Here is a 22,700-nt window from a genome sequence, read left to right on the forward strand (position 1 = left end):
ATTGTTATCTGGCATGATTTTAGCTAAATATTTATATAGATAAAAAAAGTGAACGTTATGACATTATATCCAAAACTCATAATAGATGCTCTGGAAAAAGTAATATATCCAGGGACTAAAACTAACATAATAGCAAGCGGTATGCTTGCAGACACGCCGAGTATAGCAGGGAATAAGGTGAAATTTACACTTGTTTTCCCACGCGAGACGGACCCTTTCCTAAAATCTACTATTAAGGCTGCAGAAGCACAAATACACTATTCTGTAGGGAAGGAAGTAGAGGTAACAATTGATACCGAATTTAAGACTGCCCCACGTCCCGAAGTAGGTAAGCTTCTTCCTAATGTAAAAAATATTATAGCTGTTAGTTCAGGGAAAGGCGGAGTAGGTAAAAGCACAGTATCAGCCAACTTAGCAATAGCACTTGCCAAGCTTGGTTATAAGGTAGGTATATTAGATACTGACATCTTTGGTCCAAGTATGCCAAAAATGTTTGGTGTAGAAGATGCTCGCCCTACTGCAGTAAAGAAGGATAATAGGGATCTTATAGAGCCTATAGAAAAGTATGGAGTAAAGTTGCTATCGATAGGTTTCTTCGTAAATCCTAAGACAGCAACCCTATGGAGAGGTGGTATGGCTACTTCTGCGCTGAAACAGTTAATAGCTGATGCTGACTGGGGGGAGTTAGATTATTTTATTCTTGACACTCCTCCAGGCACAAGTGATATTCATCTTACGTTAATGCAAACTCTTGCTATCACAGGTGCTGTAATAGTATCTACACCACAGGAAGTAGCGTTGGCAGATGCTCGTAAAGGAATAGATATGTATCAAAATGATAAGGTGAATATCCCTATACTTGGCTTAGTGGAAAATATGGCGTGGTTTACACCAAAGGAGCTTCCTGAGAACAAATATTATATCTTTGGCAAAGATGGTTGTAAAAATCTTGCTAAGGAAATGAATACTCCACTGTTGGCTCAAATACCTATTGTACAAAGTATTCGTGAGGGTGGAGATAAAGGCGAACCTATTGTAACAAATCTAAACACTATGATAGGGCAGGCTTTTATTAACTTAGCACAGGCTATAGTGACTGTAGTTAATCGGCGCAATGCTTCTCAGGCACCAACAAAGATAGTTAAGACAAACTCATAAAAGCATATTAGCCTAAACAGCTGTTTAGGCTAATACTTTTAGATTAGCATTACTTTGTAACGATATATTTTTTTATTTCATCTACCCAAACATTATAACCTTCTTTAGAAAGGTGTAGTCCATCTATGGAAAAGATAGGGTTCATATATTCTGAGTTTATAGATAAAAGCAGCTTTTTATAGAGGTCGATAAATGTATATCTGTGCTGAAAGCAATATTGCTCTAACTTTTTGTTTAATTCTTTTATCATCTTTTCTTTACCTGATAGCAGTTTCCACACACCTTTAGAAGGACAAAGAGGAAACAGGCTACAAACAAAAATTTGTGTATGAGGGCTTCCATTGTGTAATCTTTCGATAGTCTTGACAATGTTACAAAACACCTTGTCTATGGGTAAATTATGGCTTAAATCGTTCGTGCCACAGCTAAAGAACACCGCACGAGGCTTAGCTTTAATGACCATTGACAGCCTATGATACATTCCTATGGCATCATCTCCAACAATACCTCTGTTTATAATAAGGTGGTCGGTGTGGAAAAAACGATTCCAATCGCCTCCATATTCCAGATGGCTATCACCAAACATTATCACTTTGCCTGTAGGCAATTTGCCTTCTTTTAGAAAAGTCTCCATTCTCTTTGCATAATGCGTAGAACTGCTAAAAGCTTGTTCTTGAGCTCTTATCACTTGTAAGCAGGGAAAAAACGTAATATATAATGCTATTATTATACGATAAAACAATTTCATCTTTATTTATTATTTATGCAAAGGTAAATAATAATGGTAATAAAAAAAACTGGCTTACTCTTTTTTTTTTAAAAAGAATAAGCCAGAAAAAATACAAATTTATGAATCTTGAGTTTATTTAAAAACCTGCATTATTTCATAACAGCAAAAACTTTTTGCACATATTTTTGAGTTTTGGCAATGCTGTATCTTATGCCTCCAGCCCAAATACGAATGCCTTTCTCTATATTGTTCAAAGGGTTATGAAATGACTGAATAACCAAAAACATCTCTTTTGATTTTTGAACATTGAAGCGATCGGACAGGGTATAACGCTTTTTGCTACCTCTTGCTTGCAAAATGTTATTACACTCTTTTACAAGAACAGGAGATATTTGTAATACTCCGGCATATTGCCCATTAACAGCTTTTGCTTTTCCTCTACTCTCTAAATGAATAATGGCGTCTATTACTGGTTTCCAATTAAACTCATTACCATTTACTTTTTCTTCAGCATTAACACTTACAGAAAACAAATTAATTAATAAACTGAATACAATTACTTTTAAAAATCTCATCATTAAATACTTTCGAAGCATCTGAATTAAAACCCTTTAAAAGGGTATAATTACACAGTACGTTCCTATGTGAGAAAGAGTTACCACCGTACCTCCGCTTCATGTTATTGATGCAAAGGTATAAAAATACAATCAAAAATATTCATAACTTGTTTACAAACAGCAGTTTTCTTTGTAATTCTTAACACAGATCATGTGCGATAGCTTTGAAAAAACATTTTATTATAGAAATGAAAGATTTATAAACACCAAAACATATAGTAGGTAAAACACCTTTCTTTTTAAGCGTTTTGCATCAATGTCTTTAATGTTTTATCACAGCATATAAAGGCATATATACATTATTATTATAGCAGGTGAAATCTTAATATTAGCTAAATAATAGATGTTATATACGTGATAATGCATGAAAAATAATACTTTTGTCAATAGATATTATTAGATTTGTAAAATCTATATAGCAGCAAGATGAGTTTAGTAAAGAAAAGGAGTTATAGCTTGTTTTATGCGTGGATACTGTTATTAGTGTTCACAGCATCTCATATAAGCAAAAGTCTTGACCTACACCTTTACCAAAACATCTCACAAACATCTAAAACTCAAAAGGTATATCAGGACACAGATATAAAGCCTTATTGTTCTATCTGTCATTTTATATGGCTAAAGTCAGAATCAGTAAAGAATATTATCTTTACTCCTATTCTTGTAGGTATTCTTATAGCACATTATGAAATAAAAGAAATTACTGTTTGGCGTCCTGTTAGTTCTGTTAATGCTCATTCTCCACCCACTTTTTAGTCTTGTCTAAGATTTGCTTAGACGCTTGTTTCTTTTTATTAGGCACAATGTTTTTATGTCGTTTGTATATAAAATAGGATATTATATATACAAAGGTGTGTTTATTAATAATCTGTGTTTATACTAACGTTGTTGCTTTAAGAAGAAGTGTTGTGCCAAGTTGTTTAATATATTTTTTAAAAATTTTATAGTGTAGGAATGAATAAAAAAGCCTATGTTAGTTTTACTTTTTTTTGTATTACTAACTTTAGTTTGATTCCTTCTATTAAGAGCTATGCGCAAAAACCGCAACATGCAGGTGTGCAGACAGACTCTGTTCAGTCTAAAACATATAGCTTGGGAGGGATAACTGTAAGTGGAGAAAGAAAACTTGTTAGTGTAAACGCCATTAGCAGCCAGATAGATAAAACTACGATAGATCGTTCTTTAGGTCAGTCGCTTGCTACTATGCTTGAGCGTATTAGTGGTGTAAGTGCCATACGAACGGGTACAACGATATCAAAGCCTGTGGTGCATGGAATGTATGGAAACCGCTTGCTTATGATAGTAAACGGTGCGCGCCAAACGGGACAACAATGGGGCGACGATCATGCTCCTGAGGTAGATAAAAACAGTAGCGATAAGATAGAGGTTGTTAAAGGTGCAGAAGCGGTGAGATATGGATCGGAAGCTCTTGGCGGAGTTATTGTTATGCAGCAAGCTATGTTGCCTTATGGTAAGAGGCATGTAAAGGGTAAGCTGCTTACTATGTATGGCGATAATGGTAAACGCTATCAGGTAGTAGGTAGGGCAGAGGGTTCTGCGCCTTTTCTTAATGATTTAGCATGGAGAGTGCAAGCTACATATAGTAATAGTGGCGACCAACACTCTGCAAAGTATATACTTAACAACACTGGGACGCGTGAGCTTAATTTCTCCGGAGCATTAGGATTTAAGCATAAAAGCCTACGTATGGAAACCTTCTTTACGAGATACGACCTTAAGCTGGGTGTGCTCTTTAATGCACAGATGGGAGAAGCCTCCCTTCTTGCAGAACGTATCTCGCTCGGAAAGCCTGTCGTCTTTACGCCTTTTACCAGACATATAACATATCCTTTTCAGCATGTGGTACATAACAATGTAACTTTTAAGATGTATTACGCTGCTAACGGTATAGGAGACTTTAGCTGGTTATCTTCTTTTCAGAAAGATGATCGTAAAGAAAACAGAATACGTAGAGAGAATCTTTCTGAAATACCTGCGGTAAGTTTGCATTTACAATCACTGCAAAACAAAATACGTTGGCATAAAAGGTATGATGAATGGCAGTCAGAAATGGGAATACAACATTGTTATACTAATCACAAAAACGAACGCGGCACAGGTGTAGTACCTATTATACCTAACTATACAGAAAACACTTTAGGTATATATGCTATTCAAAAATATAATAAAAACAAATGGAATGTGGAGCTTGGAGCAAGATACGACAAGCAGGATACTAAGGCAGCAGGATACGATTGGACTGGACATTATTATGGTGGACATCGCTCTTTCTCTAATTTTACTTATAACATAGGTACACAATATAAAGTAAACAGGCTATTAACAGTTTATTCTAATTTCGGAGCTGCATGGCGCGCACCACACGTTTACGAGCTTTATAGCAATGGTAACGAACTTGGATCGGGTAGATATATCATTGGCGACTCTACTCTTAGCTCTGAAAATAGCTATAAGTGGGTTACGTCAGTGCAATATAAAAGTATTTATATTAAGCTACGCCTTGATGCTTATCTACAATGGATAAGAAACTATATGTACGACAGACCTGCACATGAAAATATCACTGTAATATCAGGCACATACCCTATATTTAAATATATGCAGACTAATGCCTTCTTTCGTGGTATGGACTTCGATTTACATATATTACCTATAAACTCTATAGACTACCATTTTATGACCTCTATGATATGGGCTAACGAGCAGAGTACAGGCAACTACCTACCATATATACCCTCTTTTCGCTTTAGTCATAGCATTACTTATACACCTAAACCTATAAGGCAATGGGCACCATGGATAGCTCTTAACCACAACTTTGTAGCACGGCAGTATAGGTTCGACCCAAGTACCGACCTCATAAACACAGCTCCTGAGGCATATAATCTTTTTGGTTTTGAAGCTGGAGTGTCATGGACTATAGATGCTCATAACACTTTATCTCTTAGCGTAATAGGCGAGAATGTCTTTAATAAAGAGTATAAAGAATATACTAACCGAGCACGTTATTATTCGCACGATCTCGGAAGAAACATCAGTATAACAATGGGCTGGAAATTTTAATAATAACTATTAATACTTTTATAAACAATGAAAAGATTAACATTTACAACATTACTGAGTAGCTTACTCATATTAAGTAGCATAATGATAGCAAGTTGTAGCAGCGATCCTGCTCAGCCTGAAAACGAAATTGACAACAAGCATCATGAAGATCCTTTCTCTTCTGTGTTTACACTCATAGAAGGTAAGCTCAAAGAGGGGAAGAGCTTTTCTGCTAATCTCTTGCCAGAAGATGTAATACTTACTAACAATACGCAGGTTATCTATTATACAGTAGATAATAATCATGATAAGAAAAGTCAGGGGTTTCATATAGATACTTCTAAGGGTAGTGATAAGTTTGTAGTAAAAAACAACACTAAAGATTCAAGGACGGTATACATGTTAAAGATAGATTATTATAATAAAGACCATCAGCTTATGAACGATCAGTTCTTTGAAAACGACCAAGATAAAATACATCAACATTTCTTTCAACTATTTAAAACAGATAAAAATAATATATCTATTCGTGAAAAGGATAAAAGCAAGTTGCCTTTCGATTATGTCTATGCAGATGATTACAAAGGAAAATTTATAGGGAAAGAAAACCCAATGGGATTTAAAGGGTTTGTTATCTTTAAGGAAGCAGGAAGGAAATTTGATTTAAAAATATCTTTAATGCACTCTGGAAATATGAGCAAATTTGATAAAAACCATAAAGCGTCCGATTTTTATATCCCCTCAAATGGTCAGATTACTAACGCCCTGTGGGACTTTCAGGCTATATTACCTATAGAGATTAAGTAAAGAAAAATAACAATTAAAAACATATCAACAATGAAAAAAACTTTTAACATATTACTCTCCCTTACCATCGTAGTCCTTATAGTGGTATCGTTTATAGCATGCAGCAGCGAAATGCCTGTAGATAATAGCAAGAAGACAGAAGGACAGCACCTCTCAGGACCTATACCTGCAAGCGTAGAGGTTAAGATAGTTTACGGACATCTACATGGTTATACAGGTTTTCATGAAAACGCCAGAATGGCAGGCACTACGTTTATAACGCCAAAGCCTACTTTTAAGTTCAGATTAGAAAACAACCAGTGGGTAGCCGATAAAAACAATCCAAAATATCTTTATGCCTTTAGCTCTAACAGTAGTTTTAACACTGAGGGTGCAAGGGCTTATGCTTTAGATATACACTATTTTGATGCTAATGGAAAAGATATTACAGCAGAAATGGTTGCTAACGGGAAAGAAGACAAGTTACAACACTTCTTTGTGCCAGAAGATGTAAAACCTTTAAACGATTTTGATAAAAATATAGATAATCCTAATAATAACGACTTCTTTAGATATGATTATATTGATCCTACACCGTTTGGAAAGACCATGCACGATGATAATGCAAAATATAACGGACTAAAAAACCCAATGGGATTTAAGGGATATATGACCTTTGGATATAGTCGACAAACCTTCAAACTTGCCGTTAAGCTGATGGAAGCGAAAGGAAAAAAGGATATAACTTACAAGAAGGTAGACTTTATTACTAACGACCATATAAACGAACACACACATAACTATAAGCAGGTAGCATCATGGACTCCAACGAAAGAGCAGAAAGAAGATAACTTGTGGTACCCTACATTCTATATACCTGTGATGGTTTATGCTTGTTGGGGAGAAGAATATTCTGGAGATGTGGAAATGGGCGAAGACGGATCTTTACCCAAAATAGAAACTTTAGAGCCAAAGACGCAGCGATTAATAAAAACTATACAAAACAATCTTGGGCTTAGTTACAAAGAGATAATAGAAAACTTATATTACCAACTAAAAGGTGATGCTAACCCAGAGGCTGGTACATACTGGTTTTAAGTAAACCTTTCTTTAAGGTATAACATATTAAAGAAAACAAGAAAGGTACTTTTTTCTAACGCAATAATGTAAGAAGAAAGTAAGAAGAAGCCACGAGGTAAACCTGATTTACTTCGTGGCTTACATATAAAAGCATAAAGTATAAAGAATTATTCTCCTTGCAATTGTTTTGCTAAGAAAGTTATAAATGGGCGCATAACCTTTTGTGAAGGCTCTGCCAATATACGACTTAGCTTTATATCATCACCCATACCATCAAGAATGCTAAACTTATATTTGCCGTTGTCGTCTAAATCGGCAGCAAGCGATAAGAGCTTGTTTTGATAGAAAGCAGCAAAAGGCTTACCTTCTCTTTTTGCGTCTATAGCTGTAAGCATCTCATGTATAAGAAAAGCCATATCGCTCACCTTTTCTATCCAAGGCTTAATGTCGGCATAAAGCAAGCTATCTGGCTTGTTAGCAGAACGCTTCATCACCTCAAAGGTGTTACATTCGTTTATCAAAAGCTCCATTTCAGCTTTTAAAGCTGTAGCTTTCCCATCTTTCTTATACGCGGCAATAAGGTCTTTTAGAGGGTTGTCGTCATAATAACGCAGATATTTTGACACATGACAAAAAGCCTTAGCACGCTGTTTACCTACTACGGCACACAAGGCTGCCCTGTAGCTCTTCTCATTATCAAACCCTTTATGGTTCCAAGCATAGTCGCCTAAGCCGAAAAGGGCTATCTTAGAGGCTGTTCCTTGCTGCATGGGGTTAGAGATTAATGCACTTGCACCATTTAAAGTAGCTTCTAACCTTGCGTTGTTGTCTATCCAACGTTCGTCGGCAAAGTTAGTATAAGTATCGCTAACGAAAAGTTTGCTCATATCGTTATCATTACATGGATAGTTCCACCACCATGCTAAAGAACGCCCAAAGCTCTTTGATACTACAGATAAGTCGTGCGAATTAGGTACACTCCATATCTTAGCCCCAGTAATATATACCACAACCTGTTTCGGGGTGTGGCTTAAAGCCTTGAAAAAGTTATGTCGCACGGTGTCGTTAAACCATGAATAAGCGTATAGCTGCGGCACAAAGTTGATAGGTTTTACCGTGTCGGCAGCCGATTTATATGTTTTGTTCCACATAGCTTCCACAGCCTGCTGAGCTTCTGTGAGCCTTTTTGCGTTCAGTGAAAGACTAATACTATCTAAAGGTACGCCAATATCATCTACAAAAATGCCAAACTGGCGCACGCCAAGCTGATACATCTTCTCAAACTTATTCATTATCCTGCCTATAACATTGTTGTCCTTGTTCTGGGTGAAAGCACTACCAGGGTGAATAGCCCAAATAAAGTTCACCTTATTATTATGGGCTGTCTTGGTAATATCACGCAGCATAGGGGCAGACAGATAGCCTATAGCTTTTTGCTCAGAAGTAATAGAGTCGGGGTAAGGGTCTTCCCACTTTTGCGAATGATAAGGATCGCTCTTTGCACCATACATATAGCTATTCATCTTATAACGTGCCATAAAGCGGAAAAGGTCTTTTGTAGTTTCGGCAGTATAAGGCACACCATAATAGCCTTCTATAACGCCACGATATTGTATGTCAGCATAATCGTCTATCTTTACACAAGCTAAGTTTTGCGTGCCATTATCTAATATCTGCTCAAGAGACGCTATACCATAAAAGGTAGCATCGGTGTTCTCGCCAAGTATAAGCACGTTAGCCCTACCTTTTTGAGAGGTAAGATAAAGCAAGTGCTTATCAAACTTACCCTTTTTATCAATCACATCTGGCGTTATATGCCATTTTTTTGCTATCTTGTTAGCTACACCATTGCTGTGAGCCACACCAAGAAAGACGTTTGAAAGACCATTCTTAGCTTCCTTACCAAGCCGTACGCTTAGCCCTTTAGATGCTAATAGCTCTTTAATACGCCCCACAGTAACATTATCTATAGAAGCATCTGCTACTACATTTACCACCTTTGTAAAAGAAGCCCTTGTTCCTAAGAGCTGTTGGCTGTGAGGTACAGGATAAATAGTATACACGTTTTGCGCTGCTATTAACAACGAAGTAGCAAAGAAAAACATACATGCTACAGTTTTTTTAACACACATTTTAGCTTTTATATTTAGGTTTATATTATTTGCTATAATAGAAAAAAGTGATATTAGTGTTATACATCTTTATATATATAAAATGTATATTCCCCTACAAAGGTATAACTTTTTTTGATAATACATCAGAATGTTAATAAGGAATAAGTCTTTTCACTATCAAAAAAAAGTATATCCTTTTGAAAGGTATTGGTAAGAATAAAAAGTAAAAAAGCAAAGTTCTCCCTTTTTTTATGTACTTTTGCACCTAATATAAAATATCAATGCATCGGTGCATTAATAAATGTTACGCTTCAAAAAATTAGATATATTCATTGCCAAGCAGTTTGGTTTACTCTTTGTAGGCACTTTCTTCATCAGTCTTTTTGTACTGATGATGCAGTTTTTATGGCGTTTTGTAGACGACCTTATAGGTAAAGGGCTTACCATAGATGTGCTTGCACAGTTTTTTGGTTACATGGCTTTAATGATGGTGCCACAGGCTCTTCCGCTTGCTGTGTTGCTATCGTCGCTGATGACTTATGGTAACCTTGGCGAAAGTTCGGAGCTAACAGCCATAAAGGCGGCAGGAATATCTTTGTTTCAGTCTTTTAGAGGGTTAATAGGCATAACCATTCTTATAACACTATTATCGTTTTATTTCCAGAATAATATTGCTCCTGTAGCGCAGAAGCATCTCTATCAGCTTATTATATCTATGAAGCAAAAGAGTCCAGAGCTGGAAATACCGGAAGGAGTGTTTTATAGTGGCATTCCACAAACTAACCTCTATGTTGAGAAAAAAAATCTTAAAACAGGCCATTTATATAATATAATGGTGTATCGTATGACCGATAGCTACGAAGATCAGGCTATAATACTTGCCGATTCGGGTATGCTTCAGTCTACAGCAGAGAAAAAACACCTCGTTCTTAACCTATGGAATGGAGAGTGGTTTGAAAATATGCGCGACCAAGAGATAGGAAACAGCTCAAGCGTGCCATATCGTAGAGAAACTTTTGCGCATAAAAAGATAGTTATAGACTTCAATGGCGACTTTAGTCTTACTGAGGTTGCTGGCCTCTCTAACGATGCACGTACAAAGAGTTTAGCCAAGATACAACACGATAAAGACTCTCTAATACAAGTATATGACAGCGTAGGAAAAGCATATTATAAAGATATGCAGAAGGCATATTATCCACACCCTATACTAAAAACGGCGCAACAGGAAAAGGTTAGAAGGATAGAAAGTTCTAAACATTTTAATATCGATTCCCTTTTTGCTCATCTGCCCACCGATAAACGGCGAACAGTAGTGGATATGGCTCTGGCTAACGTTCAGCAAGAAGTGGGAGAACTGGAGTTTAAAAGCATGATAACCAGTGATGCTGATAAGATAATAAGGCAGCATACTATAGAGGAGATTAACAAGTTTACACTTGCCCTGACCTGTCTTATCTTCTTTTTCATAGGTGCTCCGCTTGGGGCTATTATACGTAAAGGAGGGCTCGGGCTGCCTATTATAGTAAGTGTTATAGTTTTTATAATATTCTATATCTTAGATAATACAGGGTATAAGATGTCTCAGCAAGGTGCTTGGGCTATATGGTTTGGTAAAGGACTCTCGCCGGCAGTACTGATACCTATGGCTTTGTTCTTTACATATAAGGCTAATAACGATTCTATGTTCTTTAATGCCGACTTATATAAGAACACCTTAAAACGCATCTTGGGCATTAGAATGAAGCGAAACATATTAAGAAAAGAAGTGCTTATCTCTGATCCTGATTATCATAAAGATGCTCTGACACTTAAGCAGATTAATGAAGATATTGCAAGATACCACAAGGATAAGCGGCTCACATCGCCTCCTAATCCTATAAAAGTGTTCTTTAAATATCATGCCGACCATAAGATAGAACAGCTAAACGCACTTTTGGAAGATATTATAGACGATTTGAGTAATACTAAAGATCGCTTTATACTAAGCGAACTAAACAAGTATCCTATCATTGCTACTAAGGCACACACACGCCCATTTGAGAAAAAATGGCTGAACATTGTTTCAGCACTCATAATACCTCTGGGCATATTCTTTTACTTAAGAATGTGGCGTTTCAGATTTCGCTTATACAGAAACCTAAAAGAAATAACAAAAGTTAATAATAATATCATAGAAAGAATACAGAAAAGCAGAAGTTAAAGAAAAATGAATTATAAATAGTAACTATATGGAAAACTTTAAATTAGATAGCATTGAAGATGCACTACAAGACTTTAAAAAAGGTAAATTCATTATCGTTGTAGACGATGAAGATCGTGAAAACGAAGGCGACTTAATAATGCCAGCGGAGTTTATAACTCCTGAAAAGGTGAATTTCATGCTTAAAAATGCGCGTGGAGTGCTATGCGTACCTATCACTAAAGTAAGAGCTACAGAACTGGAGCTGCCACATCAGGTACCTAACAACACCTCTATGCTGGAAACTCCTTTCACGGTTACTGTAGACAAACTTGAAGGCTGCTCTACGGGAGTATCTGCTCACGATAGAGCCGAAACCATAAAAGCTCTTGCCGACCCCACTTCAAAGCCCGAAACCTTTGGACGTCCGGGGCACATAAACCCTCTTTACGCACAAGAGAATGGTGTGTTGCAGCGCTCAGGACATACAGAAGCAGCTGTAGACCTATGCCGCTTAGCCGGCTGTTACCCTGCAGGAGTGTTAATGGAGATAATGAACGAAGACGGCACTATGGCACGAATGCCCGATTTGCAGGTGAAAGCCAAAGAGTGGGGAATGAAGATTATTAGCATTAAAGACCTTATTGCCTATCGCTTAGACAGAGAAGCTGGTATCAAAGTGGGCGAAAAGGTAGAACTACCCACCATGTATGGAAACTTTCAGCTCATTCCTTTCCAACAAAAAAACAATGGCATAGAACACATGGCTTTAGTAAAAGGAGAGTGGAAAGAAGATGAAAGCATATTGGTGCGAGTACACTCTTCATGCGCTACGGGAGATATACTTGGAAGCTGTCGGTGCGATTGCGGCGAACAGTTGCACAAGGCTATGAAGATGATAGAGGAAGAAGGCAAGGGAGTACTGATATATATGCAGCAAGAAGGACGTGGCATCGGACTTATGAATAAGATAGCTGCCTACAAACTGCAAGAACAAGGCTTAGACACCGTTGATGCTAATATACACCTCGGATTTCGACCAGATGAGAGAGAATATGGTAGCGGCGCAGAGATGCTCCGACACCTTGGCGTACACAAAATGAGGTTAATAACTAACAATCCCACCAAAAGAGTGGGCTTAGAAGCATACGGACTGGAAATAACCGAAAACGTTCCTATTGAGATTACCCCTAACAAGTACGACTATCGTTACCTAAAAACGAAGCAAACACGTATGGGGCATAATCTTCATTTGTAAACAATGTTATAAAGCTTTTTAATTGTTATAATAAGCGTAGCCTCTTTTTTAGAGGCTACGCTGCTTTATATAGTATACTTGTTGCCTTATAAAAGCCATACTATAGCCTTATAATCATACGAGTATAGCTCACCCTAAAAGCCACAGAAAGCCTACTTTTATAAAGAAAAACATTATAGGCGGGAAATAAAAATAAATTAATTTTACTGCATTTTTAATCTATTTTTATATCAAAAATAATTTATTTTTTCTTTTTATTCGATTCTTTCTCCTTGCAAAATGTTTACCTCTTATTTATATATAGATGTGCTTTGGTATCTTATTACCATGTAGCAATAGCAATACTGAATAATAATATTCTTTTTCTTTTGTTTATATATAATGTAAGGCAGGTATATTCCTTCCATGTAAAGATACCTGTTTCTGCCGTTTTTGTAGCTATAGTGAAGGTTAAGCGTCTTTTCGTATCGAAGCCAAAAAAGTCCGTTTCTAACCTTATAGGAAACGCCACTTCTTCGCAAAGTAAAATTTTTAATGTAAAATATGGCTTTTTTCTTTTGTTATATAAAATAATTGTTTATCTTTGCCTCTGAGTTCTATAAGATGTATCAGAGACGCTTAAAAGGACGCCCACTTTTTAATATAAGAGGTGGATAAAATCTTTTTAGAAACCTAAATTTAGATAAAATCTATAAACTAACATTTTAAAATAACAACAAAATAAACAATTTAAAAAGTTATGTGGAAATTCTTAAATCCTCCTAAGTATAAGGAGGCTCAAACAGGAGTTGAAGCCGACTCACGTTATCGCTCATTGCGGTGGCAAGTATTTATTGGTATATTCATAGGATATGCAGGCTTTTATATAGTTCGTAAGAACTTTTCTATGGCCATTCCTATGTTAGATGGGTTAGGTTTTGGAAAAGATGAGCTTGGTATTGTTTTATCAATGAATGCTATAGCTTATGGTTTTTCAAAATTTATCATGGCAAGTATTTCCGATAGGAGCAATGCTCGTACATTCTTACCTTTGGGGTTAATACTTGCTGCTGTAGCTATGCTGTTTATGATAGTGCCTGTGCAGTGTTTGGGTGCTGAGCATAAGTCGCTGGCTATAATCTTAATGGCAGCACTTAACTTCCTCGTTGGTTGGTTTAATGGTATGGGCTGGCCTCCGTGTGGTAGGGTTATGACCCACTGGTTTTCTATTAAGGAGCGTGGAACATGGATGTCTTTTTGGAATTGTGCCCATAACGTAGGTGGTGCTTTGGTAGGTCCTATGGCAGTATATGGTGCTGTATGGTTTGGCTCATTATTTTATGGAGCCGACAAAGATCGTTATTTCCTTATAGGTACTTACGCTTTCCCTGCAGCAGTAGCTGGAATTATAGCTATCATAGCTTACTGTTTGATACGCGATACACCGCAGTCGTGCGCTTTGCCTTCTATAGAAAAGTGGTCTGGCGAGGCTTCAAAGGGGTATAGTGAAAAGTCGGAGGAAGTGCTTTCTACTAAAGAGATTTTCCGTACTGTGCTTTCAAATAAGTTTTTATGGTATATTGCCTTTGCTAACGCTTTCGTTTATATGGTGCGTTATGGCTGTTTAGACTGGGCTCCTGCCATTCTTACCGAAAAGGGTATTAACATAAAAAGTGCAGGTTGGGCTTATTTTGCTTACGAAATGGCAGCTATTCCCGGAACAATAATCTGTGGCTGGCTATCGGATAAAGTGTTTAAAGGGCGTCGTGCTCTACCTACTATATTATTTATGGTGTTAGTGGCTATTGCTATTGTTATTTATTGGCAATTCCTCGACAATCTTAATGTAGTAATAGGCTGCTTAATAGCTATAGGTTTCTTTATCTATGGTCCTGTGATGTTAATAGGTGTTCAGGCGCTCGACTTAGCTCCTAAGAACGTATCAGGTACTGCAGCAGGCTTAACAGGCTTTATGGGCTATGTGCTTGGTACAGCATTACTTGCTAATATCGTTATAGGCTATGTTGCTAAAGACTGGGGTTGGGATATAACCTTTATACTGCTTCTCATAGCTTGTATTCTTTCCATTGTCTTTATGGCTTTAACATACCATGAAGAACAGTATCTGGCTAAAAATTTAAACAAATAATAAATCTTTATTTTGTAGGCATCTTACATTAAGAGGCTTTAATATTATAACAAATAACCCTTATATGTTTCTCTTTTAAAGAATATATAAGGATTATTTGTTTTTTATTTGTGAGCTTTACATATTATAAAAAATGCTTTTTCTTTGGTATATGATATACTTTAAACAGTATAGGCTAAACAAGGTGATATCATAGAGCTTAGAAAGGAAAAAGAATGTAGCTTTATTGCATCAGCTTATTTAGGTAATAGTATCTGTTTAATGCCTTGCTCTCGGTGAATGATATGCACCTCTATGTTAAATTTGTTATGAATATGTTCGGCTAAATGTTGTGCGCTATATACAGAGCGATGTTGTCCACCAGTGCAGCCAAAGCAAAACATAAGATGGGTAAAGTTACGTTCTATATAGCGTTTTACGTGATGATCGGCAAGGGCGTAAACAGGTTTTAGGAAGTTTAGTATCTCACCATCATCTTCAAGGAATCGTATTACTGGCTCTGTTAGTCCGTTAAGGTTTTTATAAAGAGGGTAGCGTCCGGGGTTGTGGGTGCTGCGACAATCAAAGACGTAGCCTCCTCCGTTTCCACTATCATCGTCAGGTATTCCTTTCTTAAAAGAGAAGCTAAACACTTTAACTACCAGTTTGCTTTTATCTTTATCCTGCTGGATATTATCGGAGGTATTTCCCGATTTATCTATATGTAAAAGGCTTAAAAGGTCTTTTTCTTTAGTTGAAGTTTCGTCCTTAGGGCTAAACTGTGGCAGGTTAATGAGCCTTTTAAGTATATCCATAAGGTGTGGGTAAGGGAAATGTAATCCTTCAGTGTTAATCATATCGCGTAGGTTTTGTATAGCGTATGGTATGGAATTGATGAAATACTGTTTATGCTCGAAGTATCCTCTAAAGCCGTAGGCTCCTAATACCTGTAATGTGCGAAATAGTATGAAGAGCGAAAGGCGACTTACGAAATGTCTTACCGAGGGCACTTCGGTGTATTGTTTTAGGCTTTCATAGTATTCTGCTATAAGTTGTCGGCGCAATTTAAAGGGATATTTTGCGCTTGCCTGCCATAGAAAAGACGCCAAATCGTAGTAGTAAGGACCTTTTCGCCCTCCTTGGAAATCTATAAAAAAGGGGTTCCCGTTATGGTCTAACATTACGTTTCGTGCTTGGAAATCACGATATAAGAAGGCTTGCATGGGTTCTGCGGTAAGGTCTTTGGCAAGCATCTGAAAGTTAGCTTCAAGCTTTAATTCATGAAAATCTAAGCCTGTAGACTTTAGGAAGCAGTATTTAAAGTAGTTAAGATCAAAGAGTACGCTTTCTTTATCGAACTCAGGCTGTGGATAGCAGTTGCTAAAATCAAGCCCATGTGCCCCGTTTATCTGTATGTTGGGCAGTGTGCGTATAGTTTTTTTTAAAAGTTCTATTTCTTTAAGATTGTATTTACCGTTAGCCTCACGACCTCCTTTTAAGGCATCGTATAGAGATAATTGCCCAAGATCGCTTTGTAGGTAATATAACTCATCATCGCTCACTGCTAATACCTTTGGTACAGGTATCTGTTTTGTATAAAAGTGTTTAGCAAGATATATGAAAGCATGGTTTTCTTCCTTGCTTACTCCTTTTACACCTATTATAGTTTTTCCCTCTTTATCAGTAAAGCGGTAGTAGCTTCTATTGCTACCTGATAGTGGTATCTTCTGAGTGTTTAGGGGTGTATATCCTAAATATTTTTCATATAGAGCTATTAGTTTGTCCATTTTCAAGAATCCTTTTCAGCGTCGTTTAGCTTTTTTGTAATATCTTTAATTTCTTTTTCTCCTCGTTTACGGTGTTCGTATTGCATAAGTAGTCCGTCTATAAGCAGGAGAATAACCATGATAGCACAGGTTAGCAATATGGAGCGTGTGATGTAATATAGCCCACCTATTACGATGAAAAGTACTAAGAAATGTTTCCAATTGATTTTTGCTTTCATAATGTGGCAAAGGTTATAATTTTAGTTTGTGCTGTTATTATTTATTTTAAAATATTATTCTGTGAGTTTTCATCACTTGTTTTTTATTACTTCTTCATCTTTTGTAACATATCTTTTCCAGTAAGCAATGATGATGGTGGTAAGTGGTAAGGCAATGATTAGCCCTATAAATCCCAGTAGTGCTCCCCAGATGGATAGTGATAGTAGCAGCATGGCAGGGTTTAAGCCCATAGCTTTTCCCATTATCTTAGGTGTTATTATCATATCTGTTATAATCTGCACTATAATAAAAACGAGCAAAGCTCCTCCGAATATCATCCAGAAGTTGTGACCAGTATCGGCAGCTTTCATAAGTGCTAAGATAGCAGTGGGGATAAGTGCCAGGGCGTGTAGATAAGGTACGAGGTCGAGTATGCCTATGAGTATTCCTAAGCCTATGGCCATGGGGAAGTCGATAATAGAAAAACCTATACAAAACATGATAGCCATACATAGAGCTACCATGCCTTGCCCACGAATATAGCTATTGAGTGCTTTTTCTACATCAGATGCCAACACTCGAGAGAAAGAGCGCCACTTTCGTGGTATCATTTTAAAGAAGTTCTCTCCTAACGACTCATAATCGAGTAAGATGAAGAACATATATAATAAGGTGATAAATGAGGCAATTACCGAAAACACCACGTTGGCAGTTTGCCCCAATAGGGCGAAAACCTGTGGCATGGCAGTTTTGATGGCATCTGTAAAGTCGCGACTTTTTAAGAAATGGTTTATCTCAAATCTATGAGTGGTAAACCATTGCTTAAGCATGGCTGCAATGTTGTTAGAATGGGTGTTGCTTTGTATGTATTTATTTGCCAGCACTTCGAGCTTTTCCATCTCACTTATGAAAGGCGGCACAATGATAAAGACGATACCTGCGATGATGGCTATTATAAGGATAAAGGTAAGAATGATGCTTATAGCGCGCGATGTTACATGCATCTTATATTGTATAAACTTTACTACGGGATAAAGCAGATAAGCCAAAAGCCAAGCAATGAAAAAGGGCAAAAGCACTTCAGAGAGGGCTTTAAGCGTAAAAAACACAGCTGCAAGAATCAGTGTAATGACCGTCCAGCGTAGAAATTTATCTAATGAAATAGTGTGTAACATAAGCTTTTAATGTGGTGGTTATTTCTTTATAGACTCGTCTGCAAGTATTGCTTTGTTGTAGCAATCGCGGCAAAGAGGCTCGTATTCGCCTTGCTCTCCAAGCAGAACACGGTGCTCATTAGCTACAAGCCGATGACTAAGATAAGCTAACGCACCACATTTTACACATATAGCATGCACTTTAGTAACATCGTCGGCTATTGCACATAGGGCAGGTATAGGCCCGAAAGGCACACCTTTATAGTCCATATCCAGCCCTGCTATTATGACACGCATACCGTTTTTTGCAAGCGTGTTGCATACTTCGACAAGGCCTTGGTCAAAAAACTGTGCTTCATCAATGCCCACAACGTCTATGTCTGAGGCTAAAAGGAGAATGCTTTCAGATGAGCCTATAGGCGTAGAGAGTATAGAGTTGTGGTCGTGGCTTACTACTTCTTCTTCAGAATAGCGTACATCTATAGCGGGCTTAAATATTTCTACCCTTTGTTTGGCAAACTTTGCTCGTTTCATTCGTCGAATAAGCTCTTCCGTCTTACCCGAAAACATACTACCACATATTACTTCTATACGACCTTGATGGCGTTTTTCTCCGTTAATATTATCCATTGCTTTTATTTTATATACTGCAAAGATAGCTATTTTACTATTAAAGTAGGGACAAAATTACAAATAAGTTATCCTATTTTTCTTATTGCAAATATATAAAAAAAGGTGTGAATTAAAATAACATAGTTGTAAAAAAATATAATTTCTTTTGTCTTTCTCTTTTATTAATTTACATTTGCGCACAATATGGGGATATTGTATTTAGTGCCAACACCTGTTGGAAACATGGAGGATATTACCTTTAGAGCTATTCGTATCTTAAAGGAGGTAGATCTTATCTTGTGCGAGGATACTCGTACTTCGGGTGTGCTTTTAAAGCATTTTGAGATAAAGAATCGGCTTATGGCTCATCATAAATATAATGAGCATGGCACTACTTCAGGCTTAGTAAGTAGGCTTAAGGCAGGACAGAAGATAGCTTGCATCTCTGATGCAGGTACTCCGGGTATTAGCGATCCGGGCTTTTTCTTAGCACGTGAGGCAGCTGCTAATGGCATTACTGTAGAGGCTTTGCCCGGTGCTACAGCATTTGTTCCAGCCTTGGTATCGAGTGGTTTGCCCTGTGATAGGTTTGCTTTCGAGGGTTTTCTCCCACAGAAGAAGGGGCGTAAGACGATGTTGGAAAGTTTGAAAGAAGAGCCTCGCACAATGGTTTTTTATGAGTCGCCTTATCGTGTGGTTAAGGCATTGGAACAGTTTGCTGAGGTGTTTGGGGCTGATCGCAAAGCGAGTTGTTCTCGTGAGATATCTAAGCTGCATGAAGAGACTCTTAGAGGTACGCTTTCAGAGCTTATAGACCATTTTAAGACCATAGAGCCTCGTGGCGAATTTGTCATTGTTGTGGCAGGGAAAGAAAAGATAAAGCAGAGTAACAAAAAATAAAAAAAAATAGTAATATAAATCATTATAATTATGAAAAAGTTGTTTTTAATGGCAATTTGTGGAGTGATAGCTCTAACATCTTGTAATCAGGGAAAGAAGTCGGCTAATCCTATGGCGTTGCAGAATGATTCTTTGCGTTCTATTATTGATGCTCGTGATAGTGAGATTAACGATATGATGAATACTATGAATGAGATTCAGCAAGGGTTTGCAGATATTAATGCTGCTGAGCATCGTGTAACGATAGCTAAAGATGGCGAGCGTGCTGATAAAGCTTCACAGATAAAGGAGAATGTGCAGTTTATTCAGCAACGTATGAAAGAGAATAGAGATCTCATAAAGCGTCTTGAGGAGCAGTTGCGTTCAACAGGCTTTAAGGGCGAGGCTATGAAGAAGATGTTATCTCAGCTTACTGCACAATTGCAGCTTAAAGATGCAGAGCTTCGTCAGCTACGTTCAGAATTAGAATCTAAGAATATTCATATAAAAGAGCTTGATGATGCTATTACGGGATTGAATACCGATGTAAGCAATCTTAAAACCGATAAGGAAAACCTTACAAACGAAAAGCATGCTTTGCAGACCGATAAGGAAAACCTTCAGGTAGAGAGCAGCAAGAAGACAGAGACAATAAACACTCAGGATAAGCAACTTAACACGGCATGGTATGTGTTTGGAACAAAGCGTGAGCTTAAGTCGCAGGGAATCCTTGCTGGTGGTCAGGTTCTTAAAGGCAACTTTAACAAGAACTACTTTACAAAGATAGATATTCGTGTAACTAAGGAGGTAAAATTCTATAGTAAGAGTGTTCGTCTGCTTACCGTTCACCCTAATGGTAGTTATACGCTTACTACAGACAGTAATGGTCAGTATATGCTTCGTGTTACTGATCCACAGCTTTTCTGGAGCACAAGTAAGTATCTTGTAGTTCAAGTAAAATAAAATAAAGCGATGTCGTTAAATTAAAATTTTAAGGAAGGTTATATAAAAAAAATATAGTTTTCTGTAATATATAAAAGAGTATCCCTTATATATAAAAGATAGTGGGGGTACTCTTTTTTGTATATAAGTGTTTTTGTGATATATAAAAACGTAGTATTTTTTTATATTCATTTTTTTTTCTATCTTTGCAGGGAGGTATTATATATATAAAATTGTGTAAACGTATGAAAACATTTTTCATCAACGTATTTTCTACTGTTGTAGGTATTTTTGTGGCAGGCTTTGTAGCGATAGCTTTTTTTATTGGTAGTATATTGTTAATGATTATCGGGAGTAGCCATAAAGAGTCGGTTGCTGATAATTCTGTCTTAACAATAAATCTGACAGGTCAGATGGCTGATAACCAGCAAGAGGATAATCCTTTAGATAAGTTTATGGGTAATGCTATAAAGTCTATAAGTTTGAATACTTTTGTAAAAGGGTTAAAGATAGCAAAGGAAGATAAGAAAATAAAGGGTGTGTATTTAGAGGCAGGTTTGTTTCAAGCAGATTCTTATGCTACGTTACAGGAAGCTCGTAAGGCTTTGCTAGACTTTCAGAAGGGAAGTGGTAAATGGGTGATAGCCTATGCCGATAGTTATACACAGCAGTCTTATTATCTTGCATCAGCAGCTACAAAGGTGTATCTTAACCCACAGGGAATGATAGACTGGCACGGATTAGCTGCCCAGCCTTTATTTTTAAAAGATGCAATGGCTAAGTTTGGTGTTAAGATGCATGTAGCAAAAGTAGGTAAGTATAAGAGTGCTACTGAAATGTTTACAGAGGATAAGATGAGCGAAGCTAACCGCGAGCAAACTAAAGCCTATATATCAGGTATATGGGGTAATGTTGTGAAAGAGGTAGCACAGAGCCGTAATCTTACAGTAGAACAGCTTAACAATTATGCCGATAGTGCTATTACCTTTGCAGCTCCTACCGATTATAAACGTATGAAGCTGGTAGATGGTTTGCTTTATTCAGATCAGATAAAGCAGCTTGTAAAGAAGAAGATGGGAGTGGAAGACGATTTGCAGCAGACTTCTTTAGAAACCTTGATAGAAGATGAAGATGTAAAAAGCATAAACGATAAAGAAGAGATAGCCGTTTACTATATGGCAGGTGATATAGTAGATGGTACTGTGTCAAATCCGATGGCACGAGGGAGCGTTATAGATGCGCAGAAAGTATGTAAGGATTTGGCTAAAATAGCTGCCGACGATGATGTAAAAGCTGTTGTTATTCGTGTTAATTCTGGAGGAGGATCGGCTTATGCCTCGGAACAGATATGGCATTATATAATGGAGCTAAAGAAAAAGAAGCCTGTAGTGGTTAGTATGGGAGGTATGGCAGCCAGTGGTGCTTATTATCTATCGGCTCCGGCTAACCTTATAGTGGCTGATCCTACTACCTTAACAGGTTCTATAGGTATTTTTGGAATGTTCCCCGACTTTAGCGGACTGTTAAGAGAAAAGTTAGGTGTAAAGTTTGATGAAGTTTCTACTAATAAGCATGCAGCTTTTGGTACGATATCTCGTCCTTTTACCATAGAGGAGATGCGCTTGCTTAGTCAGTATGTAGGTCGTGGATATAAGCTCTTTTGTAATCGTGTGGCAGAAGGAAGAAAGTTATCTTTCCAGCAGATAAACAAGATAGCTCAAGGACATGTGTATACAGGAGAGTATGCTAAGACGATAGGGCTTGTAGACTATTTGGGAGGATTAGATGTAGCAATATCAAAGGCTGCTAATCTTGCTAAGATACGCGATTATTATACGCAGGACTATCCAGAGCCTTTGTCTTGGGTAGAACAGATATTCGATGAAGATATAGTAGGTAGTTATCTCGATGATAAGGTAAAGGCGCAGCTTGGCGATTTCTATCAACCTTATATAATGCTTAAAAATATTAATAAGTTTAGTGCTATTCAAGCACGTATACCGTTCGAACCAAATATCCATTAATAATAT

19 protein-coding genes are annotated in these 22,700 nt (G+C 37.2%); 11 read left to right on the forward strand and 8 right to left on the reverse strand.

Going from position 1 to position 22,700, the window contains the following annotated elements:
* Nucleotides 1-57: 57 nt before the first annotated feature.
* A complete protein-coding gene (locus HMPREF9018_RS08455; protein ID WP_008450265.1) occupies nucleotides 58-1,158 on the forward strand; it encodes an Mrp/NBP35 family ATP-binding protein in 1,101 nt (366 codons plus the stop codon).
* A gap of 49 nt (nucleotides 1,159-1,207) precedes the next feature.
* On the opposite strand, the gene HMPREF9018_RS08460 is transcribed toward HMPREF9018_RS08455, so the two are convergent.
* Nucleotides 1,208-1,792 (reverse strand): GDSL-type esterase/lipase family protein, encoded by a 585-nt coding sequence (locus tag HMPREF9018_RS08460; RefSeq protein ID WP_008450532.1) that lies wholly within the window; start codon nucleotides 1,790-1,792, stop codon nucleotides 1,208-1,210.
* Between the two features lie 245 nt (nucleotides 1,793-2,037).
* A complete protein-coding gene (locus tag HMPREF9018_RS08465; RefSeq protein ID WP_019036237.1) occupies nucleotides 2,038-2,466 on the reverse strand; it encodes a hypothetical protein in 429 nt (142 codons plus the stop codon).
* A gap of 465 nt (nucleotides 2,467-2,931) precedes the next feature.
* Between HMPREF9018_RS08465 and HMPREF9018_RS08470 the strand changes: the two genes are divergently transcribed.
* The 4 genes from HMPREF9018_RS08470 (at nucleotide 2,932) to HMPREF9018_RS08485 (ending at nucleotide 7,455) form a co-directional block, all read left to right on the forward strand.
* Nucleotides 2,932-3,261, forward strand: coding sequence for a hypothetical protein (locus HMPREF9018_RS08470; RefSeq protein ID WP_008450365.1), 330 nt, complete (start codon nucleotides 2,932-2,934; stop codon nucleotides 3,259-3,261).
* A 198-nt stretch (nucleotides 3,262-3,459) separates the two neighbouring features.
* A complete protein-coding gene (locus HMPREF9018_RS08475) occupies nucleotides 3,460-5,589 on the forward strand; it encodes a TonB-dependent receptor (protein ID WP_008450455.1) in 2,130 nt (709 codons plus the stop codon).
* Nucleotides 5,590-5,616: 27 nt separating this feature from the next.
* Nucleotides 5,617-6,378, forward strand: a complete 762-nt coding sequence (locus HMPREF9018_RS08480; RefSeq protein ID WP_231725358.1) for a hypothetical protein — start codon at nucleotides 5,617-5,619, stop codon at nucleotides 6,376-6,378.
* A gap of 30 nt (nucleotides 6,379-6,408) precedes the next feature.
* Nucleotides 6,409-7,455 carry a hypothetical protein gene (locus tag HMPREF9018_RS08485; RefSeq protein WP_008450474.1) on the forward strand — a complete coding sequence of 349 codons (1,047 nt, stop codon included), beginning with the start codon at nucleotides 6,409-6,411 and terminating at the stop codon, nucleotides 7,453-7,455.
* A gap of 149 nt (nucleotides 7,456-7,604) precedes the next feature.
* On the opposite strand, the gene HMPREF9018_RS08490 is transcribed toward HMPREF9018_RS08485, so the two are convergent.
* Nucleotides 7,605-9,569 (reverse strand): beta-N-acetylglucosaminidase domain-containing protein, encoded by a 1,965-nt coding sequence (locus HMPREF9018_RS08490; protein ID WP_008450492.1) that lies wholly within the window; start codon nucleotides 9,567-9,569, stop codon nucleotides 7,605-7,607.
* 283 nt (nucleotides 9,570-9,852) lie between these two features.
* Here HMPREF9018_RS08490 and HMPREF9018_RS08495 point away from each other — a divergent pair, with 283 nt between their 5' ends.
* Both HMPREF9018_RS08495 and HMPREF9018_RS08500 read left to right on the forward strand, forming a co-directional pair.
* Nucleotides 9,853-11,754, forward strand: a complete 1,902-nt coding sequence (locus tag HMPREF9018_RS08495) for an LptF/LptG family permease (protein ID WP_008450456.1) — start codon at nucleotides 9,853-9,855, stop codon at nucleotides 11,752-11,754.
* 28 nt (nucleotides 11,755-11,782) lie between these two features.
* Complete coding sequence (locus HMPREF9018_RS08500; RefSeq protein WP_008450380.1) at nucleotides 11,783-12,991, forward strand: bifunctional 3,4-dihydroxy-2-butanone-4-phosphate synthase/GTP cyclohydrolase II; 1,209 nt, start codon at nucleotides 11,783-11,785, stop codon at nucleotides 12,989-12,991.
* 322 nt (nucleotides 12,992-13,313) lie between these two features.
* Here the strand turns inward: HMPREF9018_RS08500 and HMPREF9018_RS11040 are convergent, their stop codons facing one another.
* On the reverse strand, nucleotides 13,314-13,502 hold the full coding sequence (locus HMPREF9018_RS11040; protein WP_157794596.1) for a hypothetical protein: 189 nt from the start codon (nucleotides 13,500-13,502) through the stop codon (nucleotides 13,314-13,316).
* Nucleotides 13,503-13,730: 228 nt separating this feature from the next.
* On the opposite strand from HMPREF9018_RS11040, the gene HMPREF9018_RS08510 reads away from it, so the two are divergent.
* On the forward strand, nucleotides 13,731-15,119 hold the full coding sequence (locus tag HMPREF9018_RS08510) for an MFS transporter (protein ID WP_008450421.1): 1,389 nt from the start codon (nucleotides 13,731-13,733) through the stop codon (nucleotides 15,117-15,119).
* A gap of 236 nt (nucleotides 15,120-15,355) precedes the next feature.
* On the opposite strand, the gene HMPREF9018_RS08515 is transcribed toward HMPREF9018_RS08510, so the two are convergent.
* The 4 genes from HMPREF9018_RS08515 to HMPREF9018_RS08530 form a co-directional block, all read right to left on the reverse strand.
* Nucleotides 15,356-16,885 carry a RapZ C-terminal domain-containing protein gene (locus HMPREF9018_RS08515; protein WP_008450332.1) on the reverse strand — a complete coding sequence of 510 codons (1,530 nt, stop codon included), beginning with the start codon at nucleotides 16,883-16,885 and terminating at the stop codon, nucleotides 15,356-15,358.
* 2 nt (nucleotides 16,886-16,887) lie between these two features.
* Nucleotides 16,888-17,103 carry a hypothetical protein gene (locus HMPREF9018_RS08520; RefSeq protein ID WP_019035719.1) on the reverse strand — a complete coding sequence of 72 codons (216 nt, stop codon included), beginning with the start codon at nucleotides 17,101-17,103 and terminating at the stop codon, nucleotides 16,888-16,890.
* Between the two features lie 72 nt (nucleotides 17,104-17,175).
* On the reverse strand, nucleotides 17,176-18,258 hold the full coding sequence (locus HMPREF9018_RS08525; RefSeq protein ID WP_008450236.1) for an AI-2E family transporter: 1,083 nt from the start codon (nucleotides 18,256-18,258) through the stop codon (nucleotides 17,176-17,178).
* Between the two features lie 18 nt (nucleotides 18,259-18,276).
* The gene (locus HMPREF9018_RS08530; protein ID WP_008450415.1) at nucleotides 18,277-18,867 is read right to left on the reverse strand and encodes a thymidine kinase; all 591 of its coding nucleotides are present in this window, start codon (nucleotides 18,865-18,867) and stop codon (nucleotides 18,277-18,279) included.
* A gap of 186 nt (nucleotides 18,868-19,053) precedes the next feature.
* Here HMPREF9018_RS08530 and rsmI point away from each other — a divergent pair, with 186 nt between their 5' ends.
* The 3 genes from rsmI (at nucleotide 19,054) to sppA (ending at nucleotide 22,694) form a co-directional block, all read left to right on the forward strand.
* A complete protein-coding gene (gene rsmI / locus HMPREF9018_RS08535; RefSeq protein ID WP_008450524.1) occupies nucleotides 19,054-19,749 on the forward strand; it encodes a 16S rRNA (cytidine(1402)-2'-O)-methyltransferase in 696 nt (231 codons plus the stop codon).
* A 30-nt stretch (nucleotides 19,750-19,779) separates the two neighbouring features.
* Nucleotides 19,780-20,691, forward strand: coding sequence for a Cbp1 family collagen-binding glycoprotein adhesin (locus HMPREF9018_RS08540; protein ID WP_039864725.1), 912 nt, complete (start codon nucleotides 19,780-19,782; stop codon nucleotides 20,689-20,691).
* 224 nt (nucleotides 20,692-20,915) lie between these two features.
* Nucleotides 20,916-22,694 (forward strand): signal peptide peptidase SppA, encoded by a 1,779-nt coding sequence (gene sppA / locus HMPREF9018_RS08545; RefSeq protein ID WP_008450325.1) that lies wholly within the window; start codon nucleotides 20,916-20,918, stop codon nucleotides 22,692-22,694.
* The last annotated feature ends 6 nt before the right edge of the window (nucleotides 22,695-22,700 follow it).

The organism is Prevotella amnii CRIS 21A-A, from assembly GCF_000177355.1.
Lineage (GTDB): Bacteria > Bacteroidota > Bacteroidia > Bacteroidales > Bacteroidaceae > Prevotella > Prevotella amnii.